Origin of the sequence: Weissella sagaensis (genome assembly GCF_010306265.1) — a bacterium.
Taxonomy (GTDB): domain Bacteria; phylum Bacillota; class Bacilli; order Lactobacillales; family Lactobacillaceae; genus Weissella; species Weissella sagaensis.
The window spans coordinates 240,885-260,052 of sequence record NZ_BLKA01000003.1 but is presented as its reverse complement, the minus strand read 5'-3'; the positions used below and the strand labels follow the sequence as shown (position 1 = coordinate 260,052).

21 protein-coding genes and 1 pseudogene are annotated in these 19,168 nt (G+C 38.9%); all 22 read left to right on the top strand.

Going from position 1 to position 19,168, the window contains the following annotated elements; all coding sequences use genetic code 11:
- Nucleotides 1-103: 103 nt before the first annotated feature.
- Entirely contained in the window at nucleotides 104-730 is a 627-nt protein-coding gene (locus G7Y65_RS05275) for a DUF4355 domain-containing protein (protein WP_165314701.1), read from the top strand.
- A 15-nt stretch (nucleotides 731-745) separates the two neighbouring features.
- Nucleotides 746-1,066 carry a hypothetical protein gene (locus tag G7Y65_RS05270; RefSeq protein ID WP_165314700.1) on the top strand — a complete coding sequence of 107 codons (321 nt, stop codon included), beginning with the start codon at nucleotides 746-748 and terminating at the stop codon, nucleotides 1,064-1,066.
- Nucleotides 1,067-1,079: 13 nt separating this feature from the next.
- Nucleotides 1,080-2,090: a major capsid protein gene (locus G7Y65_RS05265; protein ID WP_042493152.1), complete on the top strand. Its 1,011-nt coding sequence runs from the start codon at nucleotides 1,080-1,082 to the stop codon at nucleotides 2,088-2,090.
- Between the two features lie 25 nt (nucleotides 2,091-2,115).
- Nucleotides 2,116-2,214, top strand: a pseudogene (locus tag G7Y65_RS05260) (HeH/LEM domain-containing protein); the annotation flags it as partial.
- Nucleotides 2,200-2,811: a LysM peptidoglycan-binding domain-containing protein gene (locus G7Y65_RS09545; RefSeq protein ID WP_371862386.1), complete on the top strand. Its 612-nt coding sequence runs from the start codon at nucleotides 2,200-2,202 to the stop codon at nucleotides 2,809-2,811. The pseudogene G7Y65_RS05260 and the gene G7Y65_RS09545, both read left to right, overlap by 15 nt.
- Before the next feature lie 13 nt (nucleotides 2,812-2,824).
- Entirely contained in the window at nucleotides 2,825-3,151 is a 327-nt protein-coding gene (locus G7Y65_RS05255) for a hypothetical protein (protein ID WP_137600949.1), read from the top strand.
- A gap of 11 nt (nucleotides 3,152-3,162) precedes the next feature.
- Nucleotides 3,163-3,603 (top strand): phage virion morphogenesis protein, encoded by a 441-nt coding sequence (locus G7Y65_RS05250; RefSeq protein ID WP_141926460.1) that lies wholly within the window; start codon nucleotides 3,163-3,165, stop codon nucleotides 3,601-3,603.
- Between the two features lie 2 nt (nucleotides 3,604-3,605).
- Nucleotides 3,606-3,983, top strand: coding sequence for a hypothetical protein (locus G7Y65_RS05245; protein WP_147161664.1), 378 nt, complete (start codon nucleotides 3,606-3,608; stop codon nucleotides 3,981-3,983).
- On the top strand, nucleotides 3,970-4,470 hold the full coding sequence (locus tag G7Y65_RS05240) for a phage neck terminator protein (protein ID WP_147161665.1): 501 nt from the start codon (nucleotides 3,970-3,972) through the stop codon (nucleotides 4,468-4,470). The genes G7Y65_RS05245 and G7Y65_RS05240 overlap by 14 nt, the downstream gene beginning before the upstream one ends.
- Nucleotides 4,463-5,539, top strand: a complete 1,077-nt coding sequence (locus tag G7Y65_RS05235) for a DUF3383 family protein (RefSeq protein WP_165314699.1) — start codon at nucleotides 4,463-4,465, stop codon at nucleotides 5,537-5,539. The genes G7Y65_RS05240 and G7Y65_RS05235 overlap by 8 nt, the downstream gene beginning before the upstream one ends.
- Nucleotides 5,540-5,557: 18 nt before the next feature.
- Nucleotides 5,558-5,959, top strand: a complete 402-nt coding sequence (locus G7Y65_RS05230) for a phage structural protein (RefSeq protein WP_042493138.1) — start codon at nucleotides 5,558-5,560, stop codon at nucleotides 5,957-5,959.
- Between the two features lie 101 nt (nucleotides 5,960-6,060).
- Nucleotides 6,061-6,423, top strand: a complete 363-nt coding sequence (locus tag G7Y65_RS05225) for a hypothetical protein (RefSeq protein ID WP_165314698.1) — start codon at nucleotides 6,061-6,063, stop codon at nucleotides 6,421-6,423.
- Nucleotides 6,395-6,637, top strand: coding sequence for a hypothetical protein (locus G7Y65_RS05220; RefSeq protein ID WP_042493136.1), 243 nt, complete (start codon nucleotides 6,395-6,397; stop codon nucleotides 6,635-6,637). The genes G7Y65_RS05225 and G7Y65_RS05220 overlap by 29 nt, the downstream gene beginning before the upstream one ends.
- A gap of 28 nt (nucleotides 6,638-6,665) precedes the next feature.
- A complete protein-coding gene (locus G7Y65_RS09320; protein ID WP_240006078.1) occupies nucleotides 6,666-11,609 on the top strand; it encodes a hypothetical protein in 4,944 nt (1,647 codons plus the stop codon).
- An 11-nt stretch (nucleotides 11,610-11,620) separates the two neighbouring features.
- Complete coding sequence (locus G7Y65_RS05210) at nucleotides 11,621-12,181, top strand: LysM peptidoglycan-binding domain-containing protein (protein WP_042493133.1); 561 nt, start codon at nucleotides 11,621-11,623, stop codon at nucleotides 12,179-12,181.
- A complete protein-coding gene (locus tag G7Y65_RS05205; RefSeq protein WP_147161669.1) occupies nucleotides 12,181-12,519 on the top strand; it encodes a phage baseplate plug family protein in 339 nt (112 codons plus the stop codon). The genes G7Y65_RS05210 and G7Y65_RS05205 overlap by 1 nt, the downstream gene beginning before the upstream one ends.
- Nucleotides 12,519-13,385: a phage protein gene (locus tag G7Y65_RS05200; RefSeq protein ID WP_165314697.1), complete on the top strand. Its 867-nt coding sequence runs from the start codon at nucleotides 12,519-12,521 to the stop codon at nucleotides 13,383-13,385. The genes G7Y65_RS05205 and G7Y65_RS05200 overlap by 1 nt, the downstream gene beginning before the upstream one ends.
- Nucleotides 13,386-13,754, top strand: coding sequence for a hypothetical protein (locus tag G7Y65_RS05195; protein WP_042493131.1), 369 nt, complete (start codon nucleotides 13,386-13,388; stop codon nucleotides 13,752-13,754).
- Nucleotides 13,754-14,098, top strand: coding sequence for a GPW/gp25 family protein (locus tag G7Y65_RS05190; protein WP_147161671.1), 345 nt, complete (start codon nucleotides 13,754-13,756; stop codon nucleotides 14,096-14,098). The genes G7Y65_RS05195 and G7Y65_RS05190 overlap by 1 nt, the downstream gene beginning before the upstream one ends.
- A complete protein-coding gene (locus G7Y65_RS05185) occupies nucleotides 14,088-15,242 on the top strand; it encodes a baseplate J/gp47 family protein (RefSeq protein WP_165206704.1) in 1,155 nt (384 codons plus the stop codon). Before G7Y65_RS05190 ends, G7Y65_RS05185 begins: the two co-directional genes overlap by 11 nt.
- Nucleotides 15,235-15,828 carry a hypothetical protein gene (locus G7Y65_RS05180; RefSeq protein ID WP_165314696.1) on the top strand — a complete coding sequence of 198 codons (594 nt, stop codon included), beginning with the start codon at nucleotides 15,235-15,237 and terminating at the stop codon, nucleotides 15,826-15,828. Before G7Y65_RS05185 ends, G7Y65_RS05180 begins: the two co-directional genes overlap by 8 nt.
- A 3-nt stretch (nucleotides 15,829-15,831) precedes the next feature.
- Nucleotides 15,832-19,167 (top strand): pyocin knob domain-containing protein, encoded by a 3,336-nt coding sequence (locus G7Y65_RS05175; protein WP_165314695.1) that lies wholly within the window; start codon nucleotides 15,832-15,834, stop codon nucleotides 19,165-19,167.
- The last annotated feature ends 1 nt before the right edge of the window (nucleotide 19,168 follow it).

Below are 19,168 nucleotides of genomic sequence, written 5' to 3'. Positions count from 1 at the left end.
TTAGTCAAAAATGGCTAGGCGTTTTTATTATGCCCAAAACGTGCTTATGGCTTAAAACTGTGCAAGGAAATATAGGCGACGGCCTTAAAACGGAGGTGAAAACATGGCTGAAGAACAAGGACAAGCACAAGGACAACAAGGTTCTGCTGCAGATGGCAATGACGTAACTTTTACAGAGGAGCAACAGGCACATGTTAATTCAATGATTGCTGATCGTCTATCTCGTGCTGACAAGGCAAATGAATCAAAGCTGCAAAAAGCGCTTACTGATGCTCGTGTTAAGTGGGATGAAGAACAACAAGAGGCAGCTAACATTGCATCAATGTCTGATAAGCAACGTCAAGAACATGAGCAAGAAAAGGCTAATGAAGCATTGACTCAAGCACAAGCTGTGGCGGATAAATTACGTGCTGAATTAAATCATACCAATATGGTGAATGAGGCAAGTAAGATGTTGGCTGATAAGGGCTTTACGGCTGATGAAGAAACATTAAACTTTGTTGTTCGTGACACAGCAGAGGATACGACTCAAGCAGTGACGGCATTTGCAAAACTTATTGATGACAAAGTGGAAGCTAAGCGACAAGAAGCTTTGCACGGCCAAACACCCAACAATGCGAGTGCCAGTCAAGGACAGGGTAAGTCCTTTGGTGCACAAATGGCTGAAAAGTCTAACAGTCGTTCTCTCAGCGGTGTTGCTGATGATTTCTTTGGCACAAAAGCCAAGTAAAAGGAGGATATACGCATGAAGTATACGAAAACTACTGCTGATCAAATTAATTGGTTAGCATCGACACATTTGCAATCATTTAATGAATCAGCTGATGCTGAATACGTAAGTGGTGCGGTGTTTAAGAAAGAAAACGTGGCGATCGGATTGGTTCTAAACGATGTTAAGGGCTCAACTGATGATCCAATGCCTGCTGCAGTAATGGTTGAAGGTTGGGTACTAGAAGATCGTTTGCCTGCTGCATTGTCTGCTGACGACAAAACAGCCTTGAAAGCTGTCGGAATTAAATTCCGTGGGGATGTTCCTGCAGCTGCAACAGCACCATCGGAAGGATAAGGTAATTTAAATTATGGCAAGTATTTTTGATTTATTTCCACACCAAGATATCTTGGACTATACCAAGGCGGTGGCAACACCTAATTTGCTAGGAGCGGAGCTATTTCCAGCACGTAAGGTGCAATCAAATGATATTAAGATTTTAACATCGGGAACTAAGACACCAGTCATTGCTCATGTTCATGCATTCGATACTGAGGCAGAGCTTGGTGATCGTACAGCGCAAGTATCAGAAACTGAACCATTCTTCCTAAAGAAGAAGTTTGCGCTTAAAGAAGATGATTTGGTTAAGTTACGCAAACCACGTACACCTGAAGAACAAGCTTATATTCAAGGCACTGTTTATGACGACATGGGCAACTTGATTAAGTCACTGGATGCCGCTACTGAATTAATGCGTATGCAAGCTTTGATGTCAGGTAAGATTACTGTTAAAGATGCTCAAGGTGGTTCATATAAGGTTGATTATGGTATCGGTTCCAATCAAAAAGGTTCTACTAACTTTGCTGATGAATCAGTGGACCCAATCGAAACAATCTTGGCATGGGCTGACAAGGTTGATATCACACCAACTCGTGCAATTATGTCTACTAAGGCATTAATGTCATTGCGTAAGAACCCACATGTTGTGGCTAATATCTTTGGTTCAAACAATGGTCGTACAGTGTTGCAATCTGACTTGGATGCATTTATGCAAGCGAATGGGTTGCCAGTATTACGTGCTTATCGTGGTAAGTATGCTGATACTGATGCAAAGGGTAAGCGTACAGTTTCAAATTATGTGGCTGATAATCAATTTGCCATGTTTGCTGACGGGACTGTTGGTGAAACTGTTTACGGTATTACTCCTGAAGAGTCTCGTGCCATTGCTGATGGTGCTGTTCAAGCTTCACAAGTAGGGAATATCTTTACTGAAATGTTTGACGAAACTAATGACCCAATTCGTACGATCATTAAGGCATCAACTATGGTTGTGCCAACGCTTGCGCAAGCTGATAATATTTTCCAAGCCACTGTTTTATAAGGAGGTGGGCTAAATGGATACAGTAACTGATCAAAATACAGTTGCAGAAATTAAGGCGTATCTAGATGCACACAATATCGCTTACTCTTCTAGCGCAACTAAAGCTGATTTGTTGGCATTAGTACCTGCACAAGAAGATGGCGCAGAACCAACTGATACAACTAGCGAAGCGCCAAGTGATGATACAGATTCTGGGGATGAACCAACTGAACCAGAGCAACCAGCAGAACCAATTAAGGTATCATCGTTTGACCTCGATAAAACGTCATTATCTGGCGAAGCTGGTAGTACTGAAGTCGTGACTTTGTCAAATATCCAACCAACCAATGCTACCGATAAGACGGTTGAGGCAATTTTGGATGACGGTTCAATTGTTAGCGTGCAGGACAACGGTGATAGCACATATACTGTTAGTTTCTTAGCTGCTGGATCAACAACCATTCATTGGAACTCTCGTGACGATGGCACCACTCTGGCAGTCCCAGTAACTGTCACTGAACCAGTGCCAACTGCCCCTGAGTTGCAACCATGGGAGATTATGCTAATCAATCATGAGAGTGCACCTTATCCAGTACCTACAACTGATACCTACACGGTTCAAGCTGGTGAAACGTTAGCAGATATTGCAACAGCACATATGATGAGTTTGGCACGATTGAAAAAGTTAAATGGCTTAACTGTTAATGTATTGCCAGCTGGTCGTGTGATTCGTCTATCTTAGAAAGCGTGGTCATATGGTCGATGTTCAAAATGTGATTAAGCGTATTAAACGCAATACAAAGCTTGATGATGAAGAATTGCTTGCTGAAATTGCACAAGATGCCATTGATAATGCAACGGCTGATGGTTTTACTGGACCAAAGTTAGAAATAGCTGCAGGTTGGTTGGGTTCTCATTTTGCTTCACTGATTAGTGGAGCAAATAGCAATATTAAAAAGCAAACATTGGCTGTTATGTCTATCGAATATCAAAGCTCTGACGGTTCCTCAACTTATTTAGTTGAATATGAACGTATGCGGGACTTGTTAAATGGTGGATCTAATCAAGTGGAATTCATTTAGGATGTGAGCTTATGGATATTAGTTTTAGTACAGAGGTTGAATCGAATGTTGATGAGCTAGATGAGGCAATCGCCCGTTTAGAGCAACTTGACGGCAAGACAGCTGAGGCAGGACTATTTGGTGGCTTTGCTGCTAAAAAAGCAACATGGCAAGAATATGGGACGAGTAGGGGCATACCTGCACGTCCTTTTTTGCGCAACACACAATACGAGAATGAAAATCAGTGGGGTCAGAAAATTGGCCAAGATATTATTCAAGTATTTGAAGGTGGGTTATCAAGCAGTGCTGTCTTATCAAAACTTGGGTTACTCATGGTTCAGGATATTCGTAAAACAATTGATGCTGGTAATTTTGCACCGCTTAGTCCAGTCACAATTGCTAAAAAGGGCAGCAGTAAGCCGTTGGTTGATACTGGAGACATGTACGGTGCAATCACGCATAGGGAGATTTAAATATGGCTTTTTATTTAGATATGAGTGCGCTAATCGATATGTTTGGCACCAAATTAACAGTATTGGCCAATAGTGATGATGGTGAATGGATAGAAGGTATTTGGCATCAAACAGAAAGCAAGGAAATTGATTTGTATGAGCCATTCTTAACGTTCAACATCAACTCAACACTATTGTCCGGTCAATTGATGCCTGCTGAGACGGGTGAATTTGATACAGATAAGGCTTATTGGTTTTCTGAAAATGATTATGTCATCGGGACCAGGGTAAAACACAAGGATGAGTTTTATCGGGTTACCGGCAAGCAAAATTATAGTGATTATTCAAACGTCCTGGAATATGAGTTAAAGAAAGAGAGTCCAAACAATGAGCAAACTTGATGAAATCAATAGTTTTGATTATTCAAAATTAAATAAAGTTTTTTCGTCAATTGCCATGGATCACTTAGGTTTAGTTTTAACTGAAGTCAATGGTGGAGGTAAGCAACCAGAAGGAACGTTTATCTCATTTGACATAATCAGTCCGTATATTCCCATTGATGAATTCTTTGATGTGACACAGGAAGAAGCATTTGAAACTGTTGTTAGTTTTACGCTGTTTGATATTAGTAAAACTAACGCTTTGTTTGCTGCACAAGCATTGCGTAAAACACTAACTCAGTTTGATGTGGATATTCAGTTGCGACAACAAGGCATCATCATTGCGGAAATAATGCCTACTAATATCCGTTCTATTCCAGAACAAGTTTTTGACAAACACATGGTTGGCTTTGACGTTCGGCTACGCTTACAAGAAACATATACAGATGGCACCATTGATTCAATCAGTGATGTAGAAATTGAAAAGAGAGGTAACCTAAATGGTTAATGAAAACTTAGACGTTCAAGTTATTTTGGACGTTGTTAATCCTGCATCCCCAGTTAATTTGGGGAACTTGGCAGTTTACGTCGTCTCAGATGAGTCAAATTCTGAAGAAACCTTACCAGACGTACAACTACATGCAGCTGCTGATATTGCTAATTTAGGATTGGCAGTTAATACAGCAACTGAAGAAATTGTGAAGTCATTTTTTGCGCAACCTAATCATGGTGACACGATTTATCTATACGGTATTGAATCTTCTGTTGATCAATCAACTACCAAGGAAAAGGTTGAATCTACTCTAACGGATGGTTGGGAATTTGCAACGATGATTTCAGCAACATCATTAGACACAGTAGTGTTAACTAATGCTATCGAGCAATATGGACGTAAGTTAGCCGTATTGGGGATGGATGTTAATTTATCAACGGCAAAGGTAAGTGATATTGAATCAATTACTGATGCACCATTTTACGGCAATGAACGCACTGTTGTATTCCTTGGCAATCGTGAAGCAGGTGCTAATGAAAAGTTTAAGGGTGTTGGTGCATTAGTTGGTGCGCTAGGAAACCTACAACCTGGCTCAATTACTTGGAAGTTTAAGAAGTTAAAGGGCATTACCGCTACCCAAGTAAATGGTACTGTCGTTTCTAAAGCAACAGAACTTGGTGCAGTGATGTATGTTTACAAGGCTGGTATGCCTCAAACATCAGAAGGCTTAACAACAGGGCTTGAGTACATTGATAATTTGCATTCAGATGACTGGGTACGCGCTGAAATTGAATCGTCAATCCAAAATCTATTGCAAACAACTGATAAGTTACCGTATGGTGCACAAGGTATCGCCCAATTAGAAGCGGCTGTCACAACTGTCTTGCGTACAGCAACTGAAAACGGCGTCATCTTAATTGACCCTGAAACAAATTCGGGAAAGTTTACGGTAACTGCTGGTTCACGAGAGGAACAAGCAGCTACTGATATTGCTGGTCGTTCTTACAAGGGCTTGTCATTTGATTACACACGAGCTGGTGCAATTCATGATGTCACTGTTCATGGAACTATTTCAAACGTTTAATAAGTGAGGTGATAAATAATGGCAGATATTCCAGTTTATAATGCAAAAGACGTTGTTCTAACAATTAACAGTGTTGTTGTCCAAGGTTTCCAAGATGGTGATATGATTTCATATACGATTAAGGAAGATCGTGTGCAAACAGAAGTTGATGCGCAAGGTGTGCCATCAATTGCCGTTAATAACAATCGATTAGGTCAAATTACGATTAACTTATCGGGAAATTCAGCATCACATAAGTATCTTAATGGTTTGGCAAACTCTAACAAGGTAGTACCAATTGTCATTAAGACACCTAGTGAAAAAATATCAGGTAATCAAGCAATTATTGCTAAGCCTGCTGATGGACAATTTGGTAAGCAAACACCAAAGCGTACTTACACCATTGAAGTTTTGGATATGGATGTTCAAGTAACTGCATAATTTTTCAGGCGTTTAAGGTTCGATTCCTTAAGCGCTTTTAGTTTGCAATCGCAAACATTAACTTACACAGGGCTGGTGCCCATTTTTGGAGGAATTAAATCATGGCAGAAGAATTACAAGCACAACAAGCAGTTTCAGCACAAGCACAACAACCGGTACAAATTCCAGAGGTTGCTAAGCCAGTTTCAAAGTTTGGTCAACAAAAAAAGATTGAAATCAAGCGTGCAGATGGTGGAATGGATGAGTATTTGTTGCAATATCCTGGCATTCGTAAGTCTATGGAAATTATTGATAATTCAACTATGCCAAATGGTCAAATGGCACGTTCAATTTTTGCGGATCAATTACTAGAGCATGTTGTTGTTCAACCAGCTAACTTAACGCTTGATGACTTTGATGAGCGTGAGGGAATCAATCAATTGATTGATGAAGCTGATGAATTTCTTGGCGAATTCTGGCAGTAAAAAATATTTAAATGATCAATTATTAGAATCTGACTTAGATGAAGAATGGGCTTTTGTATGGCCTGTTTATCAGGGCGTTGCTACTGCTGAAGAAGTTGATCAAGCAACGCTTAAAAAATTACAGTTTTTAAACGGATTAGCAGATAGGAAGCAAGAATCATTAGCTAATGCAATTGCAAACGCAATGGCTAACGTTATGTTTCCTAAAGATTAAACACATATTGGAAAGGGTGGTGGAATTAATGGGATATACCACGACAATTAAAGCACAAGCTGAAGTAAGTGGATTAGGAGAACTGAAGAAAGCTAGTTCTGCTATTAAAGAACTTAACGAAGCCACCCGTGCACTGAGCTCAGTTCGTGCTTCAAACATGGCATCAGGCTTTACTAAGGTAATAGCAGAAGCCAACAAGACAGCCGAAGCGTACAAAAGAGTATCAAGTGCAGCAAAAACAGCAACAGAAGCGCAAAGAAAAGCTTCTGTTGCTGATACATACGGTAAGCAAGTTAATAATATTAACAAGGTTACTGAAGCATATAAAAGACAATCTAATGCTACTAAACAAAGTGATTCAGCTTCAGCGAAAAACGCAATAAATGCTGAAAAATTAGCACAAGCACAATCAAAAACAGCAGAAATGGCCGCTAAAGCTACAACTGCTCAATCACGCCAAGCAGAAATGGCGGCAAAAGCTGCATCTGCCCAATCACGCCAAGCTGAAGGACTTGCTAAAGTGGCATCTGCTCAATCAAAGGCTAAAGAATATGCAATTAGAGCTGCGTCTGCCCAAGAAAAGGAAACAGCAGCTATTGCTAAGTCGGTTGCTCAAGCTGACAAATTGGCATCAGCAAGACAAAAAGATTTAGCTTTAACTCAAAAATATGCTGCTCAAACTGATCAGATTAATAAACAAGCTGCTATGTATGGTGCTGGTGGCTCAAATGGTGCAATGATTGCTGGCCGAGCAGGTGCTAAGAAACCTGGTCGCATTCGAGAAGCATTAGGCACTGGATTATCAATGTTTGCACCTTCAATGTTGTTGGCTGGTGGAATCATGTCAGCCGCAGGTGGTGTAAAACAATTAGTTACCGGTAGTTTTGACATGCTGAAAGAGCGCCAAAACGGTCAAGCAATGTGGGCAACATCAATTCAAGATGCGCATAGTAGTATTTCTGGTAAGCGATTAACTCAACAGTCAGTATCAGCAAATAATGCGATTATGAAAACCAGTTTAAAAGCTGGTAATAGTTTTGAAGAGGGTAATGCAATTGCCAAGCAAATCTATTCATCAGATGCTGGCGAATATTCTGGTAACACTAAGAAAACTAACTCAATGTTGAGAGGAATGTTCAACATTCAAGATGCAAATGCCTTAACTGAAGGAGAAATGCAACGTTTCCGTACAGCAGTTGGAAATATTGGTGATACTGGTAAGATGTCTGGTATGCAGGCCAAGTCTTTGCGTTTATTGGATGGTAAAATACTACGAAAAATTCGTAAGCAGTATAAGAAAGAAACTGGGCATGAATTAGGTAAAAACAGAACAGGAAGTGACTATGATTGGGGTGCTGTTAAAGCGCAAACAGCCTTCCGTGGTATTGATAACTACGGTAATTCTGGTGGTGTTGGTAAAGCATCCGAAAGGTATAACGCTACTTTACCTGGTATGTTACGCTCTGGTAAGTTTGCAGCACAATTTGCTGGTTCAGAGATTATGGATCAGTTTGGTAAAAAAGTCGGTAAGAGTGGTGGCTTTAGTAACTTAATTGGTAATCTATCTAAAGAGTTTACGGATTTTAATAAGATAAAAGGTTTTTCAGATAAAGCATCTTCTGTATTAAGTTCTGCTGCTAATGAATTAGGTACTGGCATTTCTGCGATTACAAAAGTTGTCCAATCAGCATGGAAAGGTTCAAGTTCATTTAGAAAAGGCTTTGGGAAAGGCTTTACTGATGAAGTTGGCAAAATTAAAGATACGTTAAGTAGTGTTGGTTCTTTTGCTAGCGATACGATATCTAAAATTAAAGGCGTGCTACCTGAAGGCAGCGGCACAATGATGGGTGAAATCGGTCAAGGAACAGGTAAAGTATCTGCCTTGTTACTAGCTCTAAAAGGTGCTTCTAAATTACCCGTGGTCGGTAACTTATTCAAGGGTGTCGTTGGTCAAGCGGGTAAATTGTTAGGTAAAGTACCTGTAATTGGTGGCCTATTATCTAAGATATTTGGAAATGGTACAAAAAGTACTGCAGCTGGAACAATGATGACTGCAGCAGATACGATGATGGCAGCTGCTAACAAAATGAATGGCACTGGTACTGGTTCAGGCGCTGGTGGCGATTATGTCACTAGATCCGCAGTATCAGGAAAAGGTAAGTTTACACTTGGCCAGAAGTTAGCTAATTCAAAGTTTGGTTCAATTATTGATAAGACTTTCTTAAAAGGTGCATCACTTGCAGGTAAAGGTGGTTTTAAAGGCGGTCTCGGGAAATTACTAATGGGTGGTGCTTCAGGATTAGGTAAGTTATCACTTGGTGGCGCTGGGTTACTTTCAAAATTTGGTAAGACAGGATTTGGTAAATTTTTGGGTGGTTCAGGGAAATTACTTGGCGCTATCGGTAAACGTGGTGCTGGTGGTTTAAATGCCCTATTTGCCGGTTTTGATGTTTTCAGTGCTCTAAAGAATAACAAAGCAGGTACTACAGGACGATACAAAGGTGTTGGTTCAGGTATTGGTGGCGGTGTTGGTGGAACATTGGGTGCTGCATTAGGTTCTTTCTTGGGACCAGTTGGAACTATAGCTGGTGGTGCTTTAGGATCATGGGCAGGCGGTAAGGCTGGCTCTTGGGTTGGCAGTAAGTGGACAGGTATTAAAGAGGGCACTGGTCGTTTATGGGATAAAACCAAGATGGGTGCCTCTGATTTATTTGGAAAGGCAAGCATCAAGTTTTGGAATATTAAAGACCAGCTAAGTGGTGCATTAAAAGGGTTAAAGCTAAGTAATCCATTTAAAGATTTTAAGATGCCGGATATAACTAAGGGACTAAAGATGCCAGCCTTTGGCAAGCTGCTCAAAGGCTTCAAAATGCCAAATCTTGGCAAACTGTTCAAAGATTTCAAGATTCCGGATATTTCGAAGAGCTTAAAGAGTTTAACAATCAAAAATCCATTTAAGGGTTGGAAGATGCCGGATATTACCAAGGGACTAAAACTTCCTAATCTAAGTAAGATGTTTAAGAATTTCAAATTACCAAACTTAGCTAAAGGCTTGAAAGGTCTGAACATTAAGAACCCATTCAAGGGTTGGAAGATGCCAAATATAAGCAAAAGTTTGAAGAGTTTAAAATTAAAGATTAAAAATCCATTTAAGAACTTTAAATTACCAAAATTTATGAAGAGCAACCCGTTTAAGAAGTTTAAAATGCCTAAAATTAAGTTTCCGAAAGCGCCAAATTGGTTAAAGAAAATCACTGGCTGGTCTAAAGGTGCTAATAAAGCGAAGAAGGAAACTGATGGTGCTAACAAGTCGACCAAGGCATCTTCTAAGCATCTAAAAAATGCAGGTAAAAATGGTAAAAATTCTGGTAAATCAATTGGTAGTTCATTTAAAAAGGCATTTGATAAGGCTGGCAAATCAACAAGTAAGTTTAGTAAGTCAGTTGGTAAAGCATTTAAGGGTGTTGGAAAATCTGGTAAAAGCTCAATGAGTAAAATTGCTTCAAGCATTAAATCAGGTATGAACAAAGCCAAGCGTGCTGCCAAATCAGGTGCAAAGGGCATTACTAGTGCGTTGAAGTTTAAGAATATTGGAAAATCAGCTAAATCGGCTTTCAATAAGCTAAGTTCATCTGTTAAAAGTGGTATGAATAAGGCTAAACGAGCAGCTAGAAGTGGGTCTAAGGGAATTACTAGATCAATTAAGTCAGGTTTACGTGGTGTAAGTCGTGCAGGTAAGAGTTCATTCAATAAACTTTCATCAAGTGTTAAGTCAGGAATGAACAAAGCTAAACGAGCGGCACGTTCTGGATCTAAAGGTATAGCGCGTTCTGTGAAATCTGGTTTAAGAAGTGTTGGAAATGCTGGCAAGAGTAGCTTTAATAAATTGGCAAGTTCAGTAAGAAGTGGCATGAATAAAGCTAAGCGCTCAGCTCGTTCAGGAGCAAGAGGTATAGCTAATTCTGTAAAGTCAGGTCTACGAGGTGTTGGAAATGCAGGAAGAAGTAGTTTCAATAGATTAGCAAGTTCAGTAAGAAGTGGCATGAACCGAGCCAAGCGAGCAGCACGTTCTGGTGCAAATGGTATTGTTAGTTCAATTAGATCAGGAATGAATAAAGCTTCATCTGCTGGCCGTAGCTCTATGAGTAAGTTTAGTAGTTCTATTACGAGTGGAATGAGCAAAGCTAAGAGTGCAGCACGTTCTGGTGCTAATCAAATATCATCTGCAATTAAAAGTGGATTATCAAAGGCTTCTACTGCTGGTACTAGTGCTATGAACAAGTTAACTAACACGATTACTAGTGGTATGAATAAAGCAGCTAGTTCGGCAAAGTCTGGTGCTAATAAAATTAGTACAGCACTCAAATCAGGGTTTGACCGTGCCGTATCGGCAGCTCAGTCAGCAACTTCAAGAATTGCATCATCAATGAGCAAAATTGGTTCAAGTGCTAGCTCGGCAGCATCACAGGTTCGTTCATTAGCCTCAGCAATTAATTCATTGCACTCAAAAACTGTTACAATCACAGCTAATGTAAAAGGAAAGGGAGCAAGTAAATTAGCCAAAGGTACAACTGGTGCCAAAAGTGCATTTGCTTCATTAACACCGCATTATGCTAAAGGAACTAATAAGAGTGGTGCTCATCCAGGTGGATTAGCTTTGGTTAACGATTCTAAGACATCTAATTGGCGTGAAGCCTTTATGTTACCTGACGGACTAGTAGGTATCTTCCCTAAGAAACGTAACTTAACAGTGCCATTGCCAACTGGTACACAAGTATTAAATGGGGATGACACAAAGAAGATGTTCCCACATTATGCAAAGGGTACTGGTGGTTCAAAGCCTTTTAAACAAGGTGGCACGATTAACGTGACTGTCAATATTAATGGTAATGCCTCGGCAAATGATGTCAACATGATTGCTAATACTATTGGTGAAAAGTTACTGACAATTATGCCAGCACAAACGATTTAGGAGGTGTAGTTATGGCAAAATTAACTGATGCAAAAGGTAAAACCGTTGTATTGTCTGTTGAAACCGAAAATGAGCAATTAGAAAATACGGTTGCTACGCATCCTGTTGAAAATGGGTCGCCAATAACAGATCATGCGCAAATGGAAAGTAAAACTTTTGAATTTAGCGGTAAAATTATCGGTAAAAATCAATCAGAGGTTGATGATAAATATATGCAGTTATTAACCTGGTTCCACCAAAGTACGTTATTACAATTTCGAGGTGCGATTCGTCATAATAATATGTTAATTAGTCATTTGGAAAAGACCTACGATGAAGGTGGCTATAAGAATGCTGTTAAATTCAACATCTCCTTGATTGCGATTTACACCGTCAATGTTTATTGGAAAAAGGCTAAAAATTCAGGGAAAAAGCAAGCTAAGCCAAGTGGTGCTGTATATGTCACTGTTCGACCTGGTAACACTTATTGGGGGTGGTGGGTGAAATATGGCACACCAATTCAAACGCTTAGAAACTGGAACCACTGGCCTGATAGACGTATTCCGATTGGTGTTAGAGCGAGGGTTAAATAATGGAAGAACGTTCATATATTGACGTAGATGTTGATAATCTACCTGAAGAATTTGAAATCGAATTAGCTGGTGATAATGTTTATTTACGTTTTGACTTTAATGATGAAGGTCAGTTTTATACTGTTGATCTATTCAACAATGCGTATGAACCAATCATTACTGGTGAACGCTTAGTATATGGTCAGCGCTTATGGCGAGATTTTACCAAGCCAGAGATACCACAAGTTGATATTGTACCGTTTGACATTTCACACAAAGAAAATACCGTCACGTCTGATAATTTTGGACGGACGGTATTTTTGTACCTGATGACTTTTGAAGATGATGAGGTGATGTAATGGCTGTGACAATGCAATATTTGTTTGAAGTGTATGTTGAAATATACACAAATGGTGGCACGTTAAAATATGTGCATAACAACAATTCAAGCCAATCAATGGATATTGAATTTAGTTTACCGTTTGATAATACAAGTGATCGAAGCGTTGGGGAAGTAACCATTTGGAACATGAGCAAAATTAGTTTTAATCGCATTGCTCAGGGGGATCGAATTGTTATTAAAGCTGGTTATCATGGTGATGTGGGTGTTATTTTTGACGGCGAAATATTCAGGCCAACCGTACCAAGTCGTGAAGGTGGTGATTTAAATTACACTTTGCGAGTAGTGGAAGGCAAAGAATATCGCAAACTAAAGCATGTTTCGTTAACGTTTGGTGAAGGAACCACTGCTAAGACAATCATCAATAAAATCGTGCAAACAACAGGTATCAACCTGAATTTTGTTTCTTTGGGTAGAAATTATGTATTCAAGGAAGGATATACCGTTGATGGTTCACCTTTTGATGCACTTAGTGACGTAGCTGAACAAGCACGAGCAGCATTATTTTATCGACGTGGTCAATTAACTATGCGTTGGCTATACGACGATAAAGTGACGGGTAATTTTTGCCTGGCGAATAATACTGGCCTTATCTCATCTCCAACAATGGAAAGACGTGATGATGATTGGGTGGAAGATGATGACAACGATGGGCTAGGTCGATACAGTTATTCAGCGGATTCAATCTTGAATTATCGCATCACAACTGGTGAACATATTCATTTAAAGAGTGAATTTGTAGATGTTTGGGCAGCAGTACTGAGTGGTGAACATACATTTGATGGTGAAAGTCCCACTACATCATTAGAGTTAGGGGTGAAGTAAATGGCAGATACTGGACAAAGGCCAAAAATGCGTGACAATGATGTCGCTTTTTTCTTAAAAGTTTTACCAGACACTATTAAAGCAACGCTAAACGTTGCGCAATTAGGTAAGGTAACTCGTTTATATGATGATAAAAAGAAGGCAGAAGTTCAACCATTGGCACTTACGTCTGAAGGTAAAAAGCGTGCCCAATTAATTGGTGTTCATGTAGGTAAAACAAAGCGAGATTTTATAGAAATTGGGGATGTGGTAGTGGTGCTTTTCATGGACAGATCAATCGCTAATTTTGACGGTTCTAGTAACACATTTAAATTGTCTGCAAAGCGACTGCATGATTTGAATGATTCATTTATTGTGGAGGTTTATTAATGCGAGATATTTATTTAGACAAAAATGGTGGTCTAGATTTTAAAACGATTATTGATAGATCAGATGAAGTATTGCAATCGATACGAATAATTCTAGAGACAAAATTAGGCGAGTTTATTGGTGATCCAGAATTAGGGTTGGATCGAACTGATTTGTTAGAGAAAAATTTTAATGCGAGATATGCAACGCAGGCTATTCACGATGCATTAGAACAAGATAATCGTATCGGAGTACTAAACGTTGAGGTAGTGCCTGATTTCTATAAACGCACAGCTTTGGCCAAACTAACGTTAACTGTTGATGGGGAAGCGAAAAAAACGGAGGTAGCGCTAAATGTTGGATGATAATGGTTTTACTCGGCCCACATATGAAGAGCTGATAAGCGATTTAACGGCAAAATGGTTAGAACTATTTGGTAGTGATTCTGATACAAGTTCACATTCAGTTGCTGGTGTCTTTATTAGATTGATTGCTTATTTTATGAATATACTCTATCAACTTGCAGAAAAAGTTTATAATGCCCAATTTCTAAGCACAGCAACAGGTGTTTCCTTGGATAAGTTAGCAGCTAACTATGGGATTTATCGTAATCCAGCAGCACAAGCCATAACTGAATTAACATTCACTGGAACTCCAGGTTATCTTTTGCCGGCTAATACATTATTCAAAACAGCAGAAGGCATTGAGTTTCAAACAGCTGACGATTTGATATTTTCAGTTGACGGAAGAGGTAATGGCACTGCTTATGCCGTTGATGTTGGTTCGGTCTATAACGTCCCAGCTAATACGATTATTCACCAAGTTGAGCCAACCTCAGATATTATTTCTGTTACCAATGTAGAACCTGTCGAATCTGGTGCAGATTCTGAGACAGATTTAGAGTTGGCCAATCGAATTAGAATTGCGAATGACACACGGCCATCAAGTCCAGCAAACGGTATTATTTCAGCCGTTATGGCAGTAACCGGTGTCAAAACAGTTCAGGTGGTTCAAAACAACACTTTATCAGAAGATGAATTTGGTAATCCGCCAAAGACAATTCACGTTTATGTTGACGGTGGAGATGAAGAGAAGATTGCTGATGCTTTATTTAATTCTGTATCGGCAGGTATTCAAACAGTTGGATCTAAACAAAAAGCAATGACGGATAATGCTGGCTTTAGCGATAACGTCATTGCTTTTGATTATGCACAACAAACCGCAATATATGTGTCGATTAATGCGCAAACTAATCTAGATTTTGAAACAGACGGTATTCAGCAAATTAAAAATGCAGTTAATGATTATCTGACCAAAGTACCAATGGGTGGCATTGTTAGATTTTCATATTTGTATAAATACGTTTATGACAAAGTGCCTGGTATTGATGTTATTGAAGTAAAAATTGGTTCAAGTAAGGATAGCTTGTCAATGGCTGATGTTCAATTACAGCAATTTGCAATTCCAGTGACGACAGCAGACAGTTTGGTGGTGACTGAAAATGCATGATTTTAAAGAATTGTTTCTGTCTAAATTGCCTAGTCCCATTAATAGATTTGCGGAAGATACGATTACTTTTGCGGAATGGCTAAATGCGACATTTCAAAAATTAATTGGTTTGTATCAAACAATTGAAGCGTTTCGAGACAGTAATAAAGCAAATGGTAAGGCGCTAGATAGAATTGGCGATCAATTCAATCAGCAACGTGGGTCGGCGGATGATGATTTTTACCGCATCATGATTAGGTCTAAGCAAGCCACCAATATGGGTAATTCAACAGTCAATGGCTTAATCAATATGATTGCACGTTCATTAGACATTCAGCCAAATAAAATTCGAATTGAATCATTGCGACAATATGAAAACGGCACGCTGAATGGCGGTGAGCCATTAGCAATTAGAATTAGTAACATTTCACTAGAATGGGCCCGCTCTGATTTTGAACAAAATTATATTTTGGAACGAATTAAAAATGGTGTTGCTGCTGGTGTCCGAGTAGATGAAGTGAGTTTTGTTGATAATTCTAATGCTGTGTTATCTGTTCGTGGCTTAACATCTGCTACTGTCACATACGAGGTCAAAGGAGAGGAGTAATAGATGGCAAATAAATTTACGAATTTTAAATTCACCACTGAAGGTAAAGATACCTTAACTGAAGTACTTGCTGCAAAAGGCAGTATTGCTATAACACAGGTTTATACTTTTGAGACAAAGTTAACGGATACTTTGGTATTCACGCAACTTTCATCACTAGGTCCTAAGCAAATTAAGTCAGTTGGAACTGTATCAGCACAAAGCAACACGGTTGAAACTCGGTTGCAGATTGATAATGCTGATTTAACATCTGATTACAATCTACAAGGAATCGCTCTTGTAGGGACGTTTAATAAGACTAATTTCGTGTTAGGTTATATTAACACCAATGAAGCTACTAATGTGCCAGCATTCCGTGGAAATCAGGTTCAAACAATTGCCTTAGATGTTTCTTTTGCAATTTCTGATACATCTGTTATCACGATCAACACACAAACTGCTGGAATGTTGACGGTTGCTGATTACAATGCTTTGGTTGCTTATATTAAAGACCAAGTGGCACCATTATCAGTAGATAAAAAGGTTGTTCACTTAACTAACAATGAAATCATTGATGGTATTAAGACATTTAAGCAAAAAATTACTGGTTCGATATCTGGCAATGCCAATACGGTTGACTATATTAATATTCACCAAATTACTGCAAACATTGATTTGAATACGCTGACAACAAATGGTAACTATTTATCGACTTTAGAGACGAAGACTACCAGCAATAAGCCAGGTGGAACATCAGAACAGTACACGCTTATTTCCAACGGTAATATTCAAGTATTTAACGATATAAAGACGGATAAAACATATATACGTAATTACATTAAATCTGATACATTTACATCTTGGAAGGTTGTTATTGAAGACATTGATCAAACATTAAATGCACAATTTAATTTCACTAAAGTGCCAACTGTTAATAGTAAGCCAGTGGCAATTCAGGCTGATTTACAAACTGAAACCACTAATCGTACTAATGCAGATAAGACTATTAACAATTCTCTAACAACAGAAGTTTCTGACCGTAAAAGTGGGGACACTATAAATGCAAATGCTATTCAAGCTGAAGCTACCGCACGTTCGCAAGCGGATAGTTCAGCCACTGTTGCCCTTAATACTGAAAAAACAACACGTTCATCTGCAGATGCGACATTAACAAAAGCAGTTAGTGATACGCAAGCAGATTTACAAACAGAGGTCGCTAATAGAACTAGTGCTGATAAAAATATTGCTAATTCTGCAGTTCATAAAACTGGAAACGAGTCTATTACCGGAAATAAAACATTTAGCAACGATGTAAATGTTAACCATATCATGCAAGCCGATTGGTTTTACAAACATGTTCGAGCAGGGGCTACATCTAGTCCAATTATGGAAGTTATGGACGATAACCTTAACGATGGTAGCCCTCATCCTGTTGGTAAGTACTATTCAGGATATACGCACGGTAATGGTGTTTCTATTTCTGGTTACGGATTGACTGGAATTGGTGGTGGTGAGTCAATTAATAGTATCTTTGATTTAATAGTTTCAGGAGGAAATGACGGAACTGCCCTGCCTATTGCAACAATGGGAGACAAAAGTCTTATTCTTGCTTCTGACCAAGCAATTTATTTCTTACAAGGTCAGCAAAACGCACCAAATTACACCAATATCTGGCGATTAAATACCGGTGGATATTGGGATCGTTATGATGGAACATCTCAAAAATGGATTAATGTTATTCCCAATGTATCTAATTTATTAGCGCAAGATGATTCTGTAGTTCATAATTCAGGTAATGAGAATATATCAGGTACAAAATCGTTTGGTTCAACAATTAACGGTGATATTTTAGGTAATGCAGGGTCCGCAAATAAATTGCTGACTGCACGAACTATCGGTGGCGTAAAATTTGATGGAACTGCAAATATCAATTTACCAGGAGTAAACACTCAAGGTAATCAAGATACGACTGGAAACGCAAGCACGGCTGATAAACTGCATACTGCTAGGACAATTGGTGGTGTTAGTTTCGATGGTGGCAGTAACATTAATCTACCGGGAGTTAATACTGCTGGAAATCAAAACACCACAGGAAATGCAGCAACTGCAACCAAGTTACAAACCGCTCGTAAAATAAATGGAACTGCATTTGATGGAACAAAAGACATCAATGTTAACGCAGCAAATGATAGCAATTTAGTACATCAATCAGGAAATGAAACAGTTGCAGGTTATAAGACGTTTAATAATCGGCTTACTGTTAAAGGGGTTTCTCAGGCAGACTATTTTTACAAAACGGTAACTTCTAAAGATGAGGTTCCTATTTTAGAATTTGATGATTCAAGCGACGAAACACCATTTAGAAAAAGGTTGGGTTCATATTATTCTCAAGATAGTTATGGTGGAGGTATTGCTCTAAGTGCTGGTGGTCTAACAGTTATTGGTGGTGGAGAATCTCCATTTAGTGTCATTAATAAGATTAAAGATGGTACTGTAGATTCTACAGCAATACCAGCTTCAAATCCTGGAAGTGAAGATATGATTGTTGCATCTGATCAATCTATTTATTTTTTACCTAACTTTCAAAATGCTAATAGTTACACGGCAATGTGGCGTATGACACAGGGTGGATATTTACAAAACTATAATGGGAAAAGTTGGGTAAATGTATTACCTAGCAATAGTGGCCTTGTTGCGCAAGATTCAGCTGTAGTTCATAACTCGGGTAATGAGAATATAACAGGCACTAAAACATTTAGTTCAACTATTAGTGGTAGCGTGTCAGGAAATGCCGGGTCTGCAAATAAATTGACTACAGCACGTAAAATAAATGGTGTTAACTTTAATGGAACGGGAGATATCAACGTCAAAGCCTCAAATGATTCAGATATCGTCCACAAATCTAGTAACGAGACTATTGGCGGTAACAATACATTTTCTGGAAGCACAACATTTAAAAATAATGTCGTCTTGCAAGGCAATGTATCAAGTCGTAGTAATGCTACATCTGCTAGTATTAAATATCAATCCGTCATTGTTGAATTCTATGAAACAGCTGTTGGCGTACAGGTATCGATACATGGTGCGTTTGACAATTTAACTGCAAAAGGTCGAGCTACATACCTTAAAATTGGTAACATTCCTAGCAATATTACTAATCCAGGTATTATAACTTATGCTTCATCTGCATCATCTTCTGGTGTAGATAAAGTGACAAACAACACTGGAGTACATGTTGATTTCGTGTTCGATACAAATGGTGAAGTCGGCATTTACGCCGGTCATACATTAACTAATAAGACTGATGCATTTAACAATTTATGGACCGAGCCAAGGGCTTCGACGTATTGGATCAAGTAAC